This window comes from Limoniibacter endophyticus (assembly GCF_014652835.1).
In the GTDB taxonomy this organism is placed as follows: Bacteria; Pseudomonadota; Alphaproteobacteria; order Rhizobiales; family Rhizobiaceae; genus Limoniibacter; species Limoniibacter endophyticus.
Map to the genome: position 1 here is coordinate 20,849 of NZ_BMZO01000009.1, position 19,285 is coordinate 40,133.

Here is a 19,285-nt window from a genome sequence, read left to right on the forward strand (position 1 = left end):
GTATTAAATGGAAGTCGTCTCAAATTGCCACGACGGCCTAAATACTTGCTTAACGCTGCTATTAACTATGGGCTACAAAAGATCGATCAGGAATGGGATCAATGGCTCGTCAGCGGCTGGCATCGGATAATCCCGCAGATCCTTCGGACGAACCCATTTGATCGCCTGTCCTTCCACGCCGCGCGGAATGCCCCAGAAACGGCGGCATACGTAGAGCGGCATCAGGAGATGGAAGCTCTCATAGGCGTGGCTGGCGAAGGTCAAAGGAGCGAGGCAAGCCACTTTCGTTTCGATATCCAGCTCTTCCTTCAACTCACGCACGAGCGCCTCTTCCAACGTTTCGCCCGCTTCCAGCTTTCCGCCGGGAAATTCCCACAGGCCCGCCAAAGATTTACCTTCGGGGCGCTGTGAAATCAGCACGCGCCCATCGGCATCGATCAGCGCACAGGCCACCACCAGAACGATCTTCTTTTCCTCATCCATGCAGATCTCCTGGCGGCTTACGATAATGATAGGAATAAACGTTGTCGAAACCGAGCCGGCGATAAAGGCAGAGGGCTGCTTCATTATCGGCCAGAACCTGCAGCCAGGCGGTGTTGGCACCCTGTTCTTTTGCCCAGACCATGCCCTGCGACATGATCTTGAGGGCATAGCCCCTCTTGCGATAGCGTTCCGAAACGGCGACTTCGAAGAAACCCGCCAGATCACCATCGCGCACGCAGATCGCGCTTGCCGTGGCCTGGCCGTCATCGCTCTTCAAAACGAAGAGGCCCACCTGCAGCACGATTCTTTCGATAACCTTTGAGACATCCGCGGATTTTTCTGGCGCAAGACCACGCACCGAAGCCCAGGCTTGTGCGAATTCATCTGCCGGAACCGGCTCGCCCATCGAAGCCGACGCGACATCGGCAAGTTCGGCAGTCAATACATGTGAGGTTTCAAACCGCGTCCACCCATCCCTGTCCAGACGATCTGACAGAAAGTCCCCTGCCAAAGGCGTCATGCGGAAAAGTGGCGGGCGTCCTTTAGAGGCAAGAATATCGCGTGCCTGGGAAAGGTCGTCGCGAAATCCGATCTCGTCGCAAGGTGCAAGCGGATTGATGGAATTGAGCCGCTTTGAGGACATTGCGCCGTCCACACGCACCGACCAGTTGCCAACAGCAACATCCCGTTCGGACGGCCAACTGCGTGCGGCGGCTGCTTCCAGCCGCGGCACGATATTTGGATCGGGCAAGACGTCAGCTCCGGTAGTCGCCATTGATCGCGACATATTCCTTGGTCAAGTCGCAAGTCCAGACAGTTGCCTTGCCTTCGCCAAGACCGAGTTCGACAGTGATGGCGATATCCTCGCCCTTCATGTAAGCGGAAGTCGCTTCCTCCGAATAGGCCGGATCGCGCAACCCTTCATGCGCGACGCGAATGTCTCCGAAGTAGATCGACAGCAGATCGCGTTCGGCGGGCTCGCCTGCCTTGCCCACAGCCATGACGACGCGGCCCCAATTCGCGTCCTCGCCCGCCACGGCAGTTTTCACGAGCGGAGAATTGGCTATTGCAAGCGCAATGCGCTTGGCCGACACGTCGGACTGCCCGCCCTTGACGGTCACTTCGATCTGCTTGCGCGCGCCTTCGCCGTCGCGAACGACCTGGAGCGCAAGGGATTTCATGACTTCTCCGAGTGCGGCATCGAACCCTGCCAGATCGGCGTCATCTATGCTGGTTATGGTCTTTGCCCCACGCTTGGCGGAAGCACCCGTGGCAAACAGAATGAGCGTGTCGCTGGTGGACGTGTCGCTGTCGACGGTGACGGCGTTGAACGTGCCTCCGACGTGGCGCGTCAGAAGCGCCTGCAGAACGTCGGCAGATATTGCGGCATCCGTAGCGACGAAGGAAAGCATCGTCGCCATATCTGGCGCGATCATGCCTGCGCCTTTGGAGATACCGTTAATAGTCACTACATGACCGCCGAGCGAAACCGTTCTGGTCGCGTATTTCGGATAGGTGTCAGTGGTCATGATCGCGCGACCGGCATCATTCCAGCGCGTGCCTGTGGCCGTCTTGGTCATATCCGCAAACAAATGCATGAAACGTGACGCATCGAGTGGTTCACCAATCACGCCTGTCGAGGCGATGAAAACTTCGTCCGTGCCGCAACCTGTGACGTCGGAAACAGCCTTTGCGGTCTGCTCGACCGTCTCGATGCCGCGCCTGCCGGTGAAAGCGTTGGCATTGCCGGAATTGACAACGAGTGCGCGAGCCGTGCCGCTCTTCAGGTTCTGGCGGCAGAAGTCGACAGGGGCCGACGGGCATTTGGAGGTGGTGAACACTCCCGCGACGGAGGTAGCCTCATCGAACAGCATCAACAGAAGGTCGGTGCGCCCCTTGTACTTGATGCCCGCTTCGGCAGTGGCAATGCGCACACCGTCGATCTCCGGCATATCGGGATAGGATTTGGGTGCAAGGGGAGAAATTTGATCCGACATGCCTGTGCTCACCATGTTTTCGCGCGCTTCGATGCTGCGCATTGCGTTGTCTCGCTCTACCAAGTTTCCATGAGGCTGTCATGATACGAACCTGCATAAAAAACGGGCCATGCGAGATCCCCGCATGGCCCGTTTTCAACCTGTTCAAGCTATTTTCTTACTGCGCTGGCGCAGGTACTGCACCGCCGGCAGGAGCCTGCTGACCATTAAGCGCGTCGGTGCTCTGCTTGATCATATTGTCGTAGGCGGTCTTCAAAGTGCCGTCCGGAATATCGACCTTAGCCTGGTTCGGCAGATCGCGAACGATGCCTTGATATTTCTGGCTCAGCATCATTGAGCGGACCTGATCCTTGACATCCTCGAACGCCGGTGGCTGACGATCGCGCTTATCTTCGAGCTTGATGATATGATAGCCGAACTGCGACTTGACCGGTTCTTTCGTATAAGCACCCTTTTCAAGCGCAAAGGCTGCTTCCTCAAAAGGCGGCACCATCTGGCCTTTACCGAAATAGCCGAGATCACCACCTTCGGATGCCGAACCGTCTGCGGAATTTTCCTTGGCGAGTTCTTCGAAATTGCCGCCATCGTTCAACTGGCCAATGATTTCCTCGGCCTTTTCCTTGGCTTTGGCATCTTCTTCGGCATTGTCGCTGCCACGAATGAGAATGTGGCGTGCATGGATTTCTTCCGAGGCGGGAATCTTGGCGATCTGCGCGTCGTATTCGGCTTTTAGCTCCTCATCCGTAATCTGTTTTTCCAGGCTGGCGACATATTGGCTATGAAGCGCGCGGCTGCGCAGATGATCGAGGCGGAGCTGGAATTCCGGGGTTTTGTCGATACCTTCCTTCTCAGCCTCTGAAGCGAAGTGCTTGACTTCAACGAGTGCAACGAGAGCTGCTGCCTGACGCTGATCTTCCGGAAGCGCCGCAAACTGCTGGCCAAGTTCTTCCTGAATAAGTGCGAGCTCGCCCTGAGTGATTTCCTTGCCGTCCACAGTGGCGACAACCGCCTTCGGATCGACGGCAGGCGCTGCGTCCTGAGCGTGCAGGGGAGCGGCAGACAGCAACATCGCAGCGAATGCCGCGGCGATGTGCGACTTTCGGTTGCGCATAAGAATGAAAGACATTCAGACTTCTCCAGTAGGTTCGGGTCAGTCAGACCAGCAAAAAAAGGCAGAATTGTGCGATCCCTGCAATGGGGGACAACGTTGACATAGCTGCAACCCCCTCTTATCTGTCCACCGGTGTCGCGTCCAGCGGGGCTGCAGGCTTTGCATAGTTTACTTGCAGTCTGTTGACCGCCCACAGATGCTGGAGCCAAAAAGTTTACTTGCCTGCATCTGGTGGTGTAATGCCATTGGTCAGCTACAGACATGTGTTTTGAAAGGACCATTAATGGTCAGCCTTGGACGCATCGCGCGCTCGATTTTCGGTTCGGCAAACGACAGACGCATCAAAGCCACCCGCACCCGTGTGGCGGCGATCAATGCGCTCGAACGGGAACTGGAGCAACTGTCCGACGAGGACTTGCGCGCCCGTACGGAGATCTTCAAGAAGGAATATGCCGAAGGCAAGAGCCTTGATGACCTTCTGATACCGGCCTTCGCGACGGTCCGTGAAGCTTCCAAACGCGTTCTGGGTATGCGCCACTTCGACGTACAGCTGATCGGGGGCATGGTCCTGCACGAAAGCGCAATCGCGGAAATGCGCACGGGTGAAGGAAAGACGCTGGTTGCGACGCTTCCCGTCTACCTGAACGCACTGGCCGGCAAGGGTGTGCACGTCGTTACCGTCAACGATTACCTCGCCAGCCGCGACGCCGAGATGATGGCGCGGATCTATGGCTTCCTGGGATTGTCGACCGGCGTGATCGTGCACGGTCTTGACGACGAACAGCGCAAGGCCGCCTATAATTGCGACATTACCTACGCGACCAATAACGAACTTGGCTTCGACTATCTGCGCGACAACATGAAATACGAGCGCGCCCAGATGGTGCAGCGCGACCATTTCTACGCCATTGTCGACGAAGTGGACTCCATCCTCATCGACGAGGCTCGCACACCGCTGATCATTTCCGGACCGCTCGAAGACCGCTCGGAAATGTACAATACGGTTGATGCTTTCGTTGTAAAGCTGGCGCCCGAGCAATACGAGATCGACGAAAAACAGAAGACGGCGACCTTTACCGAAGAAGGTACCGAAATCGTTGAAAACATGCTGCGCGATGCCGGCCTTCTCAAAGGCGAGTCGCTCTACGACATTGAAAACGTTGCCATGGTGCACCATGTCAACAACGCTCTGAAAGCCCATCACCTCTTCCAGCGCGACAAGGACTATATCGTCCGCAATGACGAAATCGTCATAATCGACGAGTTCACCGGTCGCATGATGCCGGGTCGCCGCTATTCCGAAGGTTTGCATCAGGCGCTCGAAGCCAAGGAACACGTGCAGATCCAGCCGGAAAACCAGACGCTGGCTTCTATCACCTTCCAGAATTATTTCCGTATGTACGAGAAGCTGGGCGGCATGACCGGCACGGCGGAAACGGAAGCCGAAGAGTTCGCTGATATTTATGGCCTGGGCGTTGTCCAGGTACCGACGAACCTTCCCGTCCAGCGTATCGACGAGGACGACGAGGTCTATCGCACCGTCGAAGAGAAATTCCAGGCGATTGCGGTAGAAATCAAGGATGCGCATGCCAAGGGGCAGCCGATTCTCGTCGGCACGACTTCAATTGAGAAGTCGGAATATCTCGCCGAATTCCTGCGCAAGGGCGGCCTGAGCAACTTCGAAATCCTCAATGCCCGCCACCATGAGCGTGAAGCGCAGATCGTCGCCCAGGCCGGTAAACCCGGCGCGATCACCATCGCCACCAACATGGCCGGTCGCGGCACCGATATTCAGCTTGGCGGCAATGCCGAGATGCGCATCGAGGAAGAGCTCGGGGATATGGAGCCCGGTCCGGAGCGCGATCGTCGCGAAGCGGAAATCCGTGCCGACGTGCAGCGCATGAAGCAGGCCGCGATTGCGGCTGGCGGCCTTTACGTTCTCGCCACGGAACGCCACGAGAGCCGACGCATCGACAACCAGCTCCGTGGTCGCTCCGGTCGCCAGGGTGACCCGGGTCGTTCAAAGTTCTATTTGTCGCTTCAGGACGATCTGATGCGCATCTTCGGTTCGGATCGCATGGATGCCATGCTGACCAAGCTCGGCTTGAAAGAGGGCGAAGCCATTATTCACCCTTGGATCAACAAGGCTCTGGAGAAGGCGCAGCGCAAGGTAGAAGCGCGCAACTACGACATTCGCAAGAATTTGCTCAAGTACGACAACGTCATGAACGACCAGCGCAAGGTCGTATTCGAGCAGCGTCTCGAACTCATGGACGGCACCAATCTCAGCGAAACCACGGCTGAAATGCGCCGCGAAACGATTGATGAGATGGTCGCTCGTTATATTCCGGAGCATGCTTATGCCGAAAAATGGGATATTGAAGGTCTGACGGAAGACGTCCGCAAGCATCTCAATCTGGACCTGCCTATCGCCGACTGGGCGAAGGAAGAAGGCATCGCCGAAGACGACATCCACCAGCGTATCACGCAAGCGGCCGAGGCTGCTGCAAAAGATCGTGCCGAGCGCTTCGGTCCGGAAGTGATGACCTATGTCGAACGCTCGGTTCTCCTGCAGACTCTCGATCATCTATGGCGCGAGCATCTGGTCAATCTCGATCATCTGCGTTCCGTCGTCGGGTTCCGCGGCTATGCGCAGCGTGACCCGTTGAATGAATACAAATCGGAGGCTTTCGAGCTTTTCCAGGCCATGCTTGGAAATCTGCGTCAGCTCGTCACTGGCCAGCTTATGCGCGTCGAACTGGTGCGCGAGGCTGCGGATGCGCCGCCCTTGCAGGCTCCCACCATGCATGGCCATCATGTCGATCCCCAGACCGGCGAAGATGACTTCGGCGAAGGTGCCGCTCCTGTTGCCGCTTCGGCGGAAGAGCGTAATCCGAGCGATCCGCAGAGCTGGGGCCATGTCGGCCGCAACGAACCCTGCCCTTGCGGTTCAGGCAAGAAGTTCAAGCACTGTCACGGTGCGTTCGTCTGATCCGATTTAGCAGACAACCAAGTTCAAGAACCCGGTCCTCACGCCGGGTTCTTTTTTGGCTGCAACCGGCGCGCAACCCGAGGTAAACCTTGTTCTCAGCTTTGGCCGCGAAACAACCAAATGTTAAATGCTCATTTTATAGCGTGCTAATCATCTTACGCATCTAAGCCGCAGCATAGCGCGCGGGTGTGGACCAGCAGGCCGGGAGAGGCGGAAATAATGGCTGCAAAACCCTTGCTTGAAGAGCTGTCAAACGCCCCCGCAGGCCGCGTCGTCAACCACGACATGCAGCATAAAGGCGCGGTGCATGTTGCGCCGTCACAATCGGAACCGCGCAGCAGAAATCAGCAAGAGCGCAAACTTGCTATCTACCCCGCTGCGGCCGGTTACGATCTCGTCGATGAACTGGATTATCTCTGCGCACGTGCCATCGAGCCGAACGTGTTCTTCAACCCGCGCTTTCTCGCTCCCGCCATGCCACGCCTTCAAAGCAAGGAAATCCGCCTTGCGGTCATCCGCGATCGCAACGACGATCGCAACCGATTGCGCATGCTTGTGCCCTTCTCGGTCGAACGTCATTTCAGCATACTCGGACAATCTTACCTGCGGAGTTGGGCGACGCCCTTTGGCCCGCTCGGCATACCGCTCATCGATTGCGATGATCCGGTCAGCGTGGTCGAGGATTTTCTTGCCATCATCGGTCGCCCCCGTTTGAAGCTGCCCGATGTTTTCGTGTTTCCCCGCATGCGTCTCAAGGGGGCGGCATCCAATGTGATTCAGGCCGCATGCAAGCGCCTCGATCTTCCTTTTCTCCTGACGGATGTAACCAGTCGCGCCTGTCTGAACAGCGATCTTGAAAGCTCCGATTATCTCAAGAGTCATGTCAGCGCCCATCATCGTGGAGAATGGCGTCGCTTGCGCCGTCGTCTCTCCGAAGCGGGTACGCTTGAATATCACCTCTTCCGCTCGCGTGAGGACATTCGGCGCGAAACGGAAGCCTTTCTCACACTGGAAGCGTCCGGTTGGAAGGGGCGCATGCGCACCGCCATGGTTATCGACCGCTTACAAGCGGCTTTCGCGCGAGAGGCGATCCATCGGCTTGCGGAGCGAGATCTTTGTCGCATTCATGCGCTGAAGCTGAACGGCCGGACGATTGCCAGCCTGGTCGTGTTCATCGAAAACGGCGTCGCCTACACTTGGAAGACGGCGTATGATGAAGACTATGCTGCATATTCGCCCGGTGCGCTCCTTATGGTGGAGGCCACCCGCACACATCTGGAAGACCCAAACATCCTCATGACGGATTCCTGCGCTTTTGCGGAAAACAAACTCATGAACAAGGTCTGGAAGGAACGCATCGAGATCGGCACGATCATGATCGGCCTGCATCCTTCGAGTAATAAGAAGGTCGCCCGGGTTGCAAGAGAAATTCGAAACGACACACGATACCGCTTCGCAATGAAGCGCTTGCGGCACAGGTTGAATTAGCCGCGCCTTGAAATCCCACAAAGCCCTTTCGGGAGTTAAATCGCGATTCACGGATAAGTGGCATTTATATGGTATATACAACTTTAAGTTTTGATGATAGCGTTCTCTTACTCAACCAGGGAGAGCATCATGAGAATATTCATTATCTCTGCAGCTACGGCTTTTTTGTCTACTTCTGCGGTGGCTGCGGATCCTATCTACGACATCGCTCCAAGGTTCGGCGAGCCGGTGGCCTTTACGTGGACGGGCGGCTATCTCGGCATTCAAGGTGGCGGCGGCTTTGCCAGCGCCGACTACGGAATACCCGATTATTGGGGAAACCCGATCTTCACTGACAGCTATAATGGCGGCTATCTCGGCGCCTTCGCCGGCTGGAACTTCGCCCTCGGCCAAAGACTCATCGTCGGTATTGAAGGTGACTTGAGCTACAACATGAACGAGACCAGCTATTTCGGCCTCGTGGAAGCGGGAACCAACTGGACCTATGGTGTTCGCGGCCGCGTAGGCCGTTTGTACGATCGCGCCCTCGTCTTCGCCTCCGCTGGCTGGGTTGGAACAAAGGCGTATATCGACACCCCGCTCGGAGGTCTCGAGGAAAGGTTCAGCGGCTGGTCTGTCGGCGCTGGCACGGACTATGCTCTGACCGACACGATTTTCGCGCGAGCCGAGTATCGCTACAATGATTTCGGATCGGAAAACATCGGTGGCGTGGACGTAGATCTCAGCCAGCACAAGATCGGCATCGGGCTGGGTGTGAAGTTTTGAGATGCCGACTTGACCGGCAGTTCTTCATAGCAGGCTGCCGGTCAACCAGCAGATTGGATATGGTGCGGGTGGTCGGAATCGAACCGACACTCCTTTCGGAACCGGATTTTGAGTCCGGCGCGTCTACCAGTTCCACCACACCCGCATCCTCGCATCGGGCCGGTGGAGGCCATTTGTCGATGCGCAGGTGCCCCTATACGATACATCTTGCGCCAACGAAAGAGGCTAGTTTTCGCTCTCGACAATTTTGCGTAATCGGCAACAGTGTGTTCAAGCAAAAGTCCCAGGAAACCAGGCCGGCAGCCCTCAATTTGCCCGGATTTAATTCGCATTCCTTGAGCGAACGCCGACTGGCTGGTAAGTATCTGCAAGGGCAGAGGACTGATGGCCATTCTGCACGCGACGAAATCTTGCACGAAGGCATGTCATGTTTCTGTTCAGCCCAACCGGAAAGCTACAGACGCAGATCGCGTCCGCTATCGCTATCATTCTGACCCTTACGATTGGTGGAGCTCTGCTCTTCCAACATGTTGGCGGCTACGTGCCATGCATGCTCTGTTATCAGCAGCGTACCCCGTACTATGTCGGGATTCCGCTACTGGTCTTGACAGCTATCAGCGCCGGTCTCCGCCTTCCGCCCGTTTTCACGCGCGGCCTCTTCATCCTCGGCGGTCTGCTGTTCGTGTACAGCGCAGGCTTCGGCGTTTATCATGCAGGCGTGGAATGGGGCTGGTGGGCAGGCCCGGCGGATTGCGGTATCGGCAGCGCTCCGATCATACCGCAGGGCGGCAATGTTCTGGAGATGTTGGACAAATACGTTGCACCTGCATGTGACCACGCCGCACTGCGCATTGCAGGCATTTCGCTCGCCGGCTGGAACGCTGTCATCTCGGCTGCCTTGGCAATCGCTGCATTCTATGCAGGCTTCAAGCGGTCAGAGGCATAATCAGGGTTCGAGTTCGACATCCCAATAGAGAAAATCGAGCCAGCTTTCGTGCAGATAATTGGGCGGAAATTTCCGCCCGTTCATGTGCAGGTCGAAAACACTCGGCTTATATGGTTTCTGACGCGGCCACATATGCGCATGATCCGGGAGGAGCCCACCTTTGCGCAGGTTGCAAGGTGAGCACGCAGCCACGACATTTTCCCAACTCGTCTCGCCGCCCAATCGGCGCGGAATGACGTGATCGAACGTCAGATCATGCGGACTGCCGCAATATTGACATTCGAACTTGTCCCGGAGGAAGACGTTGAAGCGGGTAAAAGCCGGGTTGCGCGGTGGCTTGATATAGTTCTTCAGGCAGACGACGCTGGGCAGGCGCATGGAGAAATTCGCGGACGATACGGCTTGCGTATATTCTGCGACGATATGAACGCGGTCCAGGAACACAGCCTTGACTGTATCCTGCCAGGACCAGAGCGAAAGAGGGTAATAGCTGAGCGGCCGGTAATCAGCATTGAGAACCAGCGCGGGAAGCCCACCGGGAGAGATGGCAAGCGTCACTTCCAGACACCTCCTTTGGGATCGAACCAATCGGCTCGCATAGTGTAAGCCCGATGTGACAGAGATGTGAAGCGGGAAAATACTTAGTCGGGACAACTAGAGTTGGACCAATTAAGAAGAGAAAACAATAAACTAAGGGGACGTCATTTCGTTGGCTCAAGGACTGGAATGACGGTGCGTCCTTTCCACTCCCGATAATAGGCCCAAAACAGCAGCGCAGCCGCCGAGCGATTCGGCTGCCAGCGATCCGCGATAGCCGCGAGTTCCATGGCGCTTGGGCGCTTCTCCATGCCGAATGCGTGCCCGACAGCTGCTTGCAGCGCGACATCGCCTGCCGGAAAAAAATCAGGATGCCCCGTCCCGAACATGAGGAAAATCTGCGCCGTCCAGGGACCGATTCCCTTGATCGCCACCAAGTGCTTAAAGGCATCATCCCCATCCATCAGCACCAGCGTCTCCAGGGAGAGGTCTCCGTCGACAAGTGCTTGCGCAAGAGCGAGCAATGTGCGTTGCTTGGCGCGGGACTGCCCCGCCTCTATCATCAGCGCCGGCGCATCGAGCAAAACTTGTGGCGTCAGCGGGTCTATTAAGTTTTGCATACGCCCGAAGATCGCAGCCGCGGAAGCCAGCGAAACCTGCTGCGAGGTGACGACGAAACACAGACCCGCGAAATCTGCACTGATGCGCCGTGGCGACACATGACCCGCCTTTTCCCGAACGGAAACCAGACGCGCATCCTCTTGGCAGAGCATGTCGATTGTTTGCGTCAATTCCTGTTCCAACGAATCACCTGATTGCGCCACTGGGTTTGCCTGCCTATAGATTTGCATCATCATACTCGCCGGACATATGACTTATCCTCGCTTGCGTTTCGCGCCCAGCCCCAATGGAGCGCTTCATCTGGGACACGCCTATTCCGCCCTTCTCAACGAGAAACTGGCGCGAGAACTTGACGGCATCCTTCTTCTACGCATCGAAGACATCGATACGGCCCGCTGTACACCCGAAAAGCGGCAAGCGGTATTCGATGATCTTGCCTGGCTGGGCCTCTCCTTCGATCCGCCAACCACACGCCTGCAATCCGCGCATTTCGACTTCTACGGCGTAGCTTTGGAAAAGCTCAGAAAAATGGAACTCGTGTACCCGGCCTTCATGACGCGGGGCGAAATCCGCTCTCACGTCGCACGCTTCGAAGCGCGGGGGAAGAGTTGGCCACGTGACCCGGACGGCTCTCCTCACTATCCCGGCATCGAACGCGAGATGGATGATGCGACGCGCAAACAAAGGATCGCTGAAGGACAGCCCTTTGCCTGGCGTCTGGACGTGCGGCGGGCGTTAGCTCGCCTCGAAAAACCGCTTACCTGGCAGGAAGCGACAGACGAAACCGCCACGACCTGGCGGCTGGAAACCGCTGATCCGGCCCGGTGGGGAGACATCATAATTGCCCGAAGCGACACACCCGTCAGCTACCATCTCGTGGTAGTCCTTGACGATGCCGTCCAGTCCATCACGCATGTCGTGAGGGGGCGTGATCTGTTCGAAGCAACCGCAGTTCACAGATTGCTTCAAACATTGCTTGATTTGCCGGAACCGGTCTATCTGCATCACCGCCTCATCCTGGATGAAACCGGACACAAACTCGCCAAAAGCAGAGGTTCGATGTCGCTCGCCGACTACCGGGCACACGGGGTGACATCGACCGAACTGCGCGTCAGGCTGGGTTTCGCCAGCTTATAGAACACGCCGTACAAGCGCGTAACAAAGAAGCAGACATAGAAATAGGCCCAGTGCACCGCCCGTCCCGTAAAGGATCGCGAGCTTCAGATCGGTCAGGCGTATGTAATTGTAATTCGCCAGATAGATTGCACCGAAAAAACCGGCTACGAGAATGAACATATTTCCCATACGACCGAAGGTGTCGCCCGGCATTATCGCGTCAAGGTAGTATCCCAGAACATAGCAAAATATTCCAACGGTAGTAACAGCTATACCGAGCCAGGCCGGGTCGAGGTTCCAGATCATGTCAACTTCGATTGCAAAGGATCAAACTGGGAATATTCTTAGACCCCTGGCATTTACAGAAAATGAAGCATTGGAAAAAAGATCTACGTGGGCACGCGCGGAATTAGCCGGTCGCGGTGCCGCTTGCAGGCAGCATTGATCTCTCCACCGAGAATGAAAATCGCCGACATCACATAAAGAAAAACGATAGCCACCATGATTGAAGCCAAGCCCGCATAGGTCGAGACATAATTGGCGAAGCCCTCAAGATAGGCGGCAAAGACAATCGAACCGATGAGCCAGGCGATCAAGGTAAAGATGATGCCGGGGAGCAGCTCGACAAACCGTCTTTTCCCGTTGGGGAGCCAGACGTGAATAGCCAGAAGGCCGAATACCATAACCAGCCCAGCAATAACATATCGCCAGAAATTGATAGCTCCCATGAGCGGCTGCAACTCTTCGAACCGGCTCAAAAGAAAGCGCGCGATGAGCGGCGCAAGAAGAAGCAATACGCTTACTGCCAGAAGCCCAAATGTGGCAATCAGAACGAAAACCAGGCTTTGGCCGCGCAGAAAGAGCATCGAACGCGTTTCAGTGACGCGATAGGCACGGTTGAGCGACGTGCGCAAGGCTTCGACACCGTTAGATGCGAAAAAAGCAGACGCAAGCACACTGAAGGTCAAGAGGTCGGTGCGGGGCACGGTCAGCACGTTGAGAACCTCCGAAGCGATCGGTGCGGCAATCTGCTCGGGCCACGTGTCGAAGACGACATGCACCGCATCGTCCGCAAAGCTGCTTGCTCCCAGGAAACTGGCCAGGGTGGTGGCGAAAATCAAGAACGGGAAGAGTGCCATGAGAGCGCTGATTGCGACATGGCTGGCCATCGCCCAGCCGTCATCCGTGTTGAAATGCATGATAGCGTTCCAGCCGATGCGCACGGCCTTCGACAAGAACTTCATCCAATTCCCTCATATATGGTGGGCAATCTTGCGATTGTACCCGCTCTCCGGATGTGAAAAGCCTACAGCATCGAAGCGCTACTGCGAACGGATTTAGACGATGCGAGGTTCCCTGTGAAGGAAAGCCGGAAAACCATTCTCGTGACGGGGGCTTCCTCCGGCATCGGCGCCTATTGCGCCCGGGCTTTGGCCAAGGACGGATGGCGCGTGTTCGCGACAGCGCGCAAGCCCGAAGATATTGCGGCTCTTCAAGCCGATGGAATCGAAACTTTCTATCTGGATTACGGGGAGCCAGCATCAATCCCCGTTCTGGTCGATCTGGTACTGGAAAAAACCGGCGGAACGCTCGACGCGCTCTATAATAATGGTGCCTACGCGCAGGCCGGAGCGGTCGAAGACCTTCCCACTCAAGCTTTGCGCGACCAGTTTGAAACAAATGTTTTCGGCTGGCACGAATTGACGCGCAGAATTGTGCCCACCATGCGCAAACAGGGCCATGGCCGCATCGTGCAATGCTCCTCAATCCTTGGCCTGATGCCGGTGAAATATCGCGGAGCCTACAGCGCTTCCAAACATGCGATCGAAGCACTCGCTCTTTGCCTCCGCGCCGAGTTGCAAGGCTCCGGCATCGAAGTCTGCCTGATCGAGCCCGGCCCCATCACCTCCAAGATCGCATCCAACGGTCTGCCCTGGTTCGAGCGTTACATTGATCACGAGAACTCAGCCCACCGCGATGACTATAAGAAGCAGCTGGAGCGCCTGCGTTCAGGCGGCACAAAATCGCGCTTCAAACTCGGGCCGGAGGCCGTTTATGTTGCGCTGAAACACGCCCTGACGCATCCCCGGCCAAGGCCGCATTCCGTGGTAACGACGCCCGCTCGCCTGGGCGTGCTGCTTAAACGCTTGCTGCCGGCGCGTATCTTCTACAAAGTCACGGCATCACAAGGGTGAGATAAGGCGGGAGGAGAGCCGATCTTGGAAACATTCATGCAGATCCTGATAGTGGTCGCGCTGGCGGCAGTGGTATTCGTACTACTGCGGGGCCTTATCAACATGATGCGCGGTGGATCGGGCAACACGTCAAACAAGCTGATGCAGGCACGCGTTTTCCTGCAATTTATTGCGCTGGTCGTGATTCTTCTCACCGTCTGGATCATGCGCCAATAGTGGAAAACCAATGGTCAAGCTGAACAAGATTTATACTCGCACTGGCGATGCCGGTACATCCGGTCTCGCAACCGGGCCGCGTCGCAAGAAAAGCGACCTCCGCTTCGCGGCAATGGGCGATGTAGACGAGACGAACGCCATTATCGGCGTCGCGCGGTTGCAAACAGACGTTGCGGGCACAGACCTTGATGCAATGCTCTCTCGCATCCAGAACGATCTCTTCGACCTTGGTGCAGATATCGCAACACCCGACACTGAAGAAGAGCTTGGCTATGAACCTCTGCGCATCGTGCCAGCGCAGGTGGAACGCATTGAGCAGGATATAGACGCGCTGAATGGCAGCCTTGAGCCGCTGCGCTCCTTCATCCTGCCCGGCGGAGCGCCAGGATCGGCGCATCTGCATCATGCCCGCACCGTGGCGCGGCGCGCTGAACGTACGCTGGTCGAGCTTTCGGAAAACCCGCGGGAACACATAAGCGCTCCATCGCTGCACTATATTAACCGGCTCTCCGATTTCCTGTTCGTCGCCGCCCGCATTCTCAATGATGGAGGCAAGGCGGACGTGCTATGGGTGCCGGGGAAAAATCGCTAATTCATCAACGATAGAAGTCGACATATGTTCATCCCGCTTCATGATGCAAACCGCCTGCAGCACATTAAGCTGCAATATATGACGCTGGCGCTCATGGGCATCAATATCGCCATCTATCTTCTCACCACAGTGCCCGGCAGCTACGAGATGGCAGCAGCCATAAGCTTCGGCTTCATACCTGCGGTCGTCAACGACATCGCTGACCTACCCCCGGGCTTCGACTTGATCCCGCACCAGCTTTCCTATGTAACCTACGCGTTTCTGCACGGGAACCTGATGCATCTTGCAGGCAACATGCTCTTTCTTTGGGTCTTCGGCGACAATGTAGAGGATGCGATGGGACATGTACGCTATCTCGTCTTCTATATCCTGTGTGCTGTCGGAGGTGCTATCTTGCATGGCTTGGTGATCCCCGAGTCACAGATGCCGCTGATCGGCGCCTCGGGTGCAATTGCCGGCATCGTCACGGCCTACCTGGTTCTGCACCCGCGGGTGAAAATCTGGGTATTGGCTTTCGGAAGAATTCCGTTGCGCATCCCTGCCTGGTTTGTACTCGCCGGCTGGATCGCCTGGCAGTTCGGAATGTTTTTCATCGGGGGTGATGACGAAATTTCATGGGCAGCTCACATTGGTGGCATCGTGACCGGCGGCATTCTCGTATGGCTTCTGCGCCGTCGCGACGTACCGCTGCTCGACAGACGTATAGAAACCCCGCGTAGCGTGGCTATCGATGCGAGTCTGCCAGCAGCGGCGATCGAAGACACGTCGGCATGGCGTGGTCCATGGAGCAAGGGCTGATGGGATAAAGAAGGATTTACGCTGCCTACGTCGTCTTTCCATCTGTTGACCTGACCGGAAAGCCTAACTAACTTCGCCGCAACCCAGACTTTTTCCGGGAGGATTACGGGGAAAGTTAGCGGAATAAAACAGAAGGGGCTGACTGCTCCTTGGAACGAGCCAGGAGCCAGATCCTGAAAACCAAGAGGTGTGACATTCCATGAAAGTTCTCGTGCCTGTTAAGCGCGTTGTTGATTACAACGTGAAGGTTCGTGTGAAGGGCGACGGTTCAGGCGTCGAACTTGCCAATGTAAAGATGTCGATGAATCCCTTTGACGAAATTGCCGTCGAGGAAGCCATCCGTCTGAAGGAAAAGGGCAAGATCACCGAGATTGTCGCTGTTTCGATCGGCGTTGCTCAGGCACAGGAAACGCTGCGCACCGCACTTGCAATGGGCGCCGACCGTGCCATTCTCGTCAAGACCGACGGCGTGGTTGAACCGCTCGCCGTCGCCAAGATACTGAAGGGCGTGGTGGAAGCCGAAAGCCCGGATCTCGTCATTCTCGGCAAGCAGGCGATCGACGACGATGCCAACCAAACCGGTCAGATGCTGGCCGCCCTGCTTGGCTGGGCACAAGGCACGTTTGCTTCCAAGCTCGAACTGGAAGAGGGCAAGGCCCGTGTCACCCGCGAAGTCGATGGCGGTCTCCAGCTTGTCGATCTCAAGCTGCCTGCCATCGTCACCACGGATCTTCGCCTGAACGAACCGCGCTATGCGTCCCTGCCGAATATCATGAAGGCCAAGAAAAAGCCGCTGGACGAAAAGTCGCCAGCCGATTTTGGTGTCGATACCGCTCCGCGTCTGAAAGTTCTCAAGACCGAGGAACCAGCAGGTCGCAAGGCCGGCGTCAAGGTTGGCTCCGTTGCCGAACTGGTCGACAAGCTGAAGAACGAAGCAGGCGTGCTCTAAGGTCGAGGAGACAATATCATGGCTATTCTTTTGATCGCAGAGCACACCAATGCTGCTCTTTCCGAACAAACCGCAAAGGCCCTGTCCGCGGCGACGCAGATCGGCGGTGATGTAGACATCCTCGTTGCCGGCAAGGGCGCGCAGGCGGCGGCTGATGCGGCTGCCAAGCTTTCCGGGGTGCGCAAGGTTCTGCTGGCCGAGGCCGATGAGCTCGAAAATCAGCTCGCCGAACCACTTGCCAATCTCATCCTCACCAAGGCCGCCGACTACGACGTGATCCTGGCACCCGCAACGACAACCGGCAAGAACGTGCTGCCGCGGGTTGCCGCACTGCTCGACGTAATGCAGATTTCCGACATCGTTGAAGTGATCGATGCCGAGACCTTTAAGCGTCCAATCTATGCGGGCAATGCCCTCCAGACCGTGCAGACATCTGACTCGAAGAAAGTCATCACCGTCCGTACCGCCACCTTCAAGGCTGCAGCCGAAGGCGGTTCCGCCAGCCTCGAGAAGATCGAGGCCGGTCCAGAGGCAGGTCTTTCAACCTTCGTCGAGAACCAGCTGTCGAAGAGTGACCGTCCTGAATTGACCTCTGCCAAAATCATCGTATCGGGTGGACGTGCATTGGGTTCGGAGGAGAAGTTCAAGGAAGTTATCCTTCCTCTCGCGGACAAGCTTGGCGCTGCCGTCGGTGCGAGCCGTGCAGCCGTCGATGCGGGCTACGCGCCCAACGATTGGCAGGTCGGTCAGACGGGCAAGGTCGTGGCTCCCGAGCTCTACATCGCAGCGGGCATTTCCGGCGCCATCCAGCATCTGGCCGGCATGAAGGATTCGAAAGTCATCGTCGCCATCAACAAGGACGAAGAAGCTCCTATCTTCCAGGTTGCCGACTACGGTCTCGTCGGGGATCTCTTCACCGTGCTGCCGGAACTTGAAAAAGCGCTCTAAGGTGATCGGGAGAAAGCATCAAGAAGGCCGGATTCGATCCGGCCTTTTTCGTAAGTAGCTCTCCTCGTGACTTCTAATCATTAGGATCATGGTCTAGGTTGCAATATGTCGAAAATCGAAGCGGGACGGAGAAAATGTCGGTGAAGATTCAAACAGTCGGGGTTATCGGCGCGGGGCAGATGGGCAGCGGTATCGCTCATGTCAGCGCAGCGGCAGGTTTCGACGTCCTGCTCTACGATCTCTCGCAGGAGAGCCTTGAAAATGCGCTTGCCACCGTCTCCGGCAATCTCGCTCGTCAGGTCAATTCCGGCAAAATCACCGAAACCGATCGTACCGAAGCTCTTGCGCGCATCAAGCCGGTCAAACAGATGGACGCGCTCGCCAGCTGTGATCTGGTAATTGAAGCGGCAACGGAAGAGGAAGCGGTCAAGCGCAAGATCTTTCAGGCTCTCTGCCCACTTCTGAACCCTGAAGCGCTGCTTGCGACAAACACCTCGTCGATCTCGATTACCCGCCTGGCAGCCCAGACAGATCGCCCGGAACGCTTCATGGGCATCCATTTCATGAATCCCGTTCCGAAAATGAACCTCGTCGAACTGGTGCGCGGTATCGCGACGGACGACAAGACGTTCGACGCGGCCAAGGTCTATGTCGCAGCACTCGGTAAAACAGTGACCGTTGCAGAAGATTTCCCGGCCTTCATTGTCAATCGTATCCTTTTACCGATGATCAACGAAGCGATCTACACGCTTTACGAAGGCGTTGGCACGGTCGATTCGATCGATACGGCGATGCGTCTTGGTGCGAATCATCCGATGGGGCCGTTGCAGCTCGCAGATTTCATCGGCCTCGATACCTGTCTTTCCATCATGCAGGTGCTGCACGATGGTCTCTCGGATTCGAAATATCGCCCCTGCCCGCTCCTCGTCAAATATGTCGAAGCCGGCTGGCTCGGCCGCAAGGCAGGCCGTGGTTTCTATGATTATAGAGGTGAGACGCCGGTCCCCACCCGGTGACAAGTTTCTAAAATGAAGAAAGGCCCGATGCGATCCGCACCGGGCCTTTTCTTCATCTCGCCTGATTTAGTCGAGTTTTACTGCGCAAGCGCATAATCGACCCGTTCGCGGATTTCGGCAAGCGTATAAGGCTTCTGAAGAACATCGATGACCACGCCATTGAGATCATCGGCTCTTTCGCGCTGGTCCGCATAGCCGGTCGCGAGCAGGATGCGCAAACCCGGAAACTCCTGTGCCGCGCGCTTTGCCATCTCGATGCCGTCCATTTCCGGCATACGGATATCGGAGACGACGAGGTCGAAATCGCCGTCGCATTCATGCAGCGTCTGCAGACCGCTCGCGCCATCGTCCGCGGTCTGGATTTCGTGTCCGAACACCTGCAAAGCCCTTGCAGCCAGCATGCGTACCGAGTCGTCGTCTTCAACAATGAGTATCTTAGCCATGGCTCGAATATCGCGGTCATCCATTGATGATCCCTGAACAGAACCGGCTAACCAAAGGTTAAAAGGCGATTC

General features: G+C 56.6%; 21 protein-coding genes and 1 tRNA gene. 12 read left to right on the top strand and 10 right to left on the bottom strand.

The annotated features are described in order from the left end of the window. Nucleotides 1-72: 72 nt before the first annotated feature. The 4 genes from IE151_RS13305 to IE151_RS13320 form a co-directional block, all read right to left on the bottom strand. On the bottom strand, nucleotides 73-483 hold the full coding sequence (locus IE151_RS13305; protein WP_189491040.1) for a (deoxy)nucleoside triphosphate pyrophosphohydrolase: 411 nt from the start codon (nucleotides 481-483) through the stop codon (nucleotides 73-75). Continuing rightward, nucleotides 476-1,234 carry a GNAT family N-acetyltransferase gene (locus IE151_RS13310; protein ID WP_189491042.1) on the bottom strand — a complete coding sequence of 253 codons (759 nt, stop codon included), beginning with the start codon at nucleotides 1,232-1,234 and terminating at the stop codon, nucleotides 476-478. The genes IE151_RS13305 and IE151_RS13310 overlap by 8 nt, the downstream gene beginning before the upstream one ends. Before the next feature lie 4 nt (nucleotides 1,235-1,238). Beyond that, nucleotides 1,239-2,480 carry a bifunctional glutamate N-acetyltransferase/amino-acid acetyltransferase ArgJ gene (gene argJ / locus IE151_RS13315; RefSeq protein WP_189491547.1) on the bottom strand — a complete coding sequence of 414 codons (1,242 nt, stop codon included), beginning with the start codon at nucleotides 2,478-2,480 and terminating at the stop codon, nucleotides 1,239-1,241. Between the two features lie 157 nt (nucleotides 2,481-2,637). Then, nucleotides 2,638-3,606 carry a peptidylprolyl isomerase gene (locus IE151_RS13320; protein WP_189491044.1) on the bottom strand — a complete coding sequence of 323 codons (969 nt, stop codon included), beginning with the start codon at nucleotides 3,604-3,606 and terminating at the stop codon, nucleotides 2,638-2,640. Nucleotides 3,607-3,874: 268 nt separating this feature from the next. On the opposite strand from IE151_RS13320, the gene secA reads away from it, so the two are divergent. From secA to IE151_RS13335, 3 genes are all read left to right on the top strand, one after another. After that, the gene (gene secA / locus IE151_RS13325; RefSeq protein ID WP_189491047.1) at nucleotides 3,875-6,583 is read left to right on the top strand and encodes a preprotein translocase subunit SecA; all 2,709 of its coding nucleotides are present in this window, start codon (nucleotides 3,875-3,877) and stop codon (nucleotides 6,581-6,583) included. Nucleotides 6,584-6,802: 219 nt separating this feature from the next. Further along, a complete protein-coding gene (locus IE151_RS13330; RefSeq protein WP_189491050.1) occupies nucleotides 6,803-8,071 on the top strand; it encodes a GNAT family N-acetyltransferase in 1,269 nt (422 codons plus the stop codon). 129 nt (nucleotides 8,072-8,200) lie between these two features. Further along, a complete protein-coding gene (locus IE151_RS13335; protein ID WP_189491053.1) occupies nucleotides 8,201-8,836 on the top strand; it encodes an outer membrane protein in 636 nt (211 codons plus the stop codon). A 60-nt stretch (nucleotides 8,837-8,896) separates the two neighbouring features. Here the strand turns inward: IE151_RS13335 and IE151_RS13340 are convergent. Next, nucleotides 8,897-8,981, bottom strand: a tRNA-Leu gene (locus IE151_RS13340). Between the two features lie 282 nt (nucleotides 8,982-9,263). Here IE151_RS13340 and IE151_RS13345 point away from each other — a divergent pair. Then, nucleotides 9,264-9,782 (top strand): disulfide bond formation protein B, encoded by a 519-nt coding sequence (locus tag IE151_RS13345; protein ID WP_189491056.1) that lies wholly within the window; start codon nucleotides 9,264-9,266, stop codon nucleotides 9,780-9,782. On the opposite strand, the gene IE151_RS13350 is transcribed toward IE151_RS13345, so the two are convergent. Together IE151_RS13350 and IE151_RS13355 are read right to left on the bottom strand one after the other, a co-directional pair. Beyond that, nucleotides 9,783-10,340 carry an HNH endonuclease gene (locus tag IE151_RS13350; protein ID WP_189491059.1) on the bottom strand — a complete coding sequence of 186 codons (558 nt, stop codon included), beginning with the start codon at nucleotides 10,338-10,340 and terminating at the stop codon, nucleotides 9,783-9,785. It abuts the gene before it with no gap. Nucleotides 10,341-10,483: 143 nt separating this feature from the next. Then, a complete protein-coding gene (locus IE151_RS13355; protein WP_308430503.1) occupies nucleotides 10,484-11,110 on the bottom strand; it encodes a DNA-3-methyladenine glycosylase family protein in 627 nt (208 codons plus the stop codon). Nucleotides 11,111-11,189: 79 nt separating this feature from the next. On the opposite strand from IE151_RS13355, the gene gluQRS reads away from it, so the two are divergent. Continuing rightward, nucleotides 11,190-12,077: a tRNA glutamyl-Q(34) synthetase GluQRS gene (gluQRS, locus tag IE151_RS13360; protein ID WP_189491061.1), complete on the top strand. Its 888-nt coding sequence runs from the start codon at nucleotides 11,190-11,192 to the stop codon at nucleotides 12,075-12,077. On the opposite strand, the gene IE151_RS13365 is transcribed toward gluQRS, so the two are convergent. Further along, the gene (locus IE151_RS13365; protein WP_189491063.1) at nucleotides 12,072-12,362 is read right to left on the bottom strand and encodes a hypothetical protein; all 291 of its coding nucleotides are present in this window, start codon (nucleotides 12,360-12,362) and stop codon (nucleotides 12,072-12,074) included. The genes gluQRS and IE151_RS13365 overlap by 6 nt on opposite strands. 83 nt (nucleotides 12,363-12,445) lie before the next feature. Continuing rightward, entirely contained in the window at nucleotides 12,446-13,300 is an 855-nt protein-coding gene (locus tag IE151_RS13370; RefSeq protein WP_189491065.1) for a YihY/virulence factor BrkB family protein, read from the bottom strand. A gap of 114 nt (nucleotides 13,301-13,414) precedes the next feature. Between IE151_RS13370 and IE151_RS13375 the strand changes: the two genes are divergently transcribed. From IE151_RS13375 to IE151_RS13405, 7 genes are all read left to right on the top strand, one after another. Next, complete coding sequence (locus IE151_RS13375) at nucleotides 13,415-14,251, top strand: SDR family oxidoreductase (protein WP_189491067.1); 837 nt, start codon at nucleotides 13,415-13,417, stop codon at nucleotides 14,249-14,251. Nucleotides 14,252-14,287: 36 nt separating this feature from the next. Next, on the top strand, nucleotides 14,288-14,467 hold the full coding sequence (locus tag IE151_RS13380) for a twin transmembrane helix small protein (protein WP_189491553.1): 180 nt from the start codon (nucleotides 14,288-14,290) through the stop codon (nucleotides 14,465-14,467). Between the two features lie 10 nt (nucleotides 14,468-14,477). Beyond that, nucleotides 14,478-15,059 carry a cob(I)yrinic acid a,c-diamide adenosyltransferase gene (locus IE151_RS13385; protein ID WP_189491070.1) on the top strand — a complete coding sequence of 194 codons (582 nt, stop codon included), beginning with the start codon at nucleotides 14,478-14,480 and terminating at the stop codon, nucleotides 15,057-15,059. 24 nt (nucleotides 15,060-15,083) lie between these two features. Beyond that, nucleotides 15,084-15,857: a rhomboid family intramembrane serine protease gene (locus IE151_RS13390; protein ID WP_189491073.1), complete on the top strand. Its 774-nt coding sequence runs from the start codon at nucleotides 15,084-15,086 to the stop codon at nucleotides 15,855-15,857. A 199-nt stretch (nucleotides 15,858-16,056) separates the two neighbouring features. Then, a complete protein-coding gene (locus IE151_RS13395; protein WP_189491076.1) occupies nucleotides 16,057-16,806 on the top strand; it encodes an electron transfer flavoprotein subunit beta/FixA family protein in 750 nt (249 codons plus the stop codon). A gap of 18 nt (nucleotides 16,807-16,824) precedes the next feature. Beyond that, nucleotides 16,825-17,754 (top strand): electron transfer flavoprotein subunit alpha/FixB family protein, encoded by a 930-nt coding sequence (locus IE151_RS13400; RefSeq protein ID WP_189491079.1) that lies wholly within the window; start codon nucleotides 16,825-16,827, stop codon nucleotides 17,752-17,754. Nucleotides 17,755-17,888: 134 nt separating this feature from the next. Beyond that, nucleotides 17,889-18,770, top strand: coding sequence for a 3-hydroxybutyryl-CoA dehydrogenase (locus tag IE151_RS13405; protein WP_189491082.1), 882 nt, complete (start codon nucleotides 17,889-17,891; stop codon nucleotides 18,768-18,770). 77 nt (nucleotides 18,771-18,847) lie between these two features. On the opposite strand, the gene IE151_RS13410 is transcribed toward IE151_RS13405, so the two are convergent. Then, a complete protein-coding gene (locus IE151_RS13410) occupies nucleotides 18,848-19,213 on the bottom strand; it encodes a response regulator (protein WP_189491085.1) in 366 nt (121 codons plus the stop codon). Between the last annotated feature and the right edge of the window lie 72 nt (nucleotides 19,214-19,285).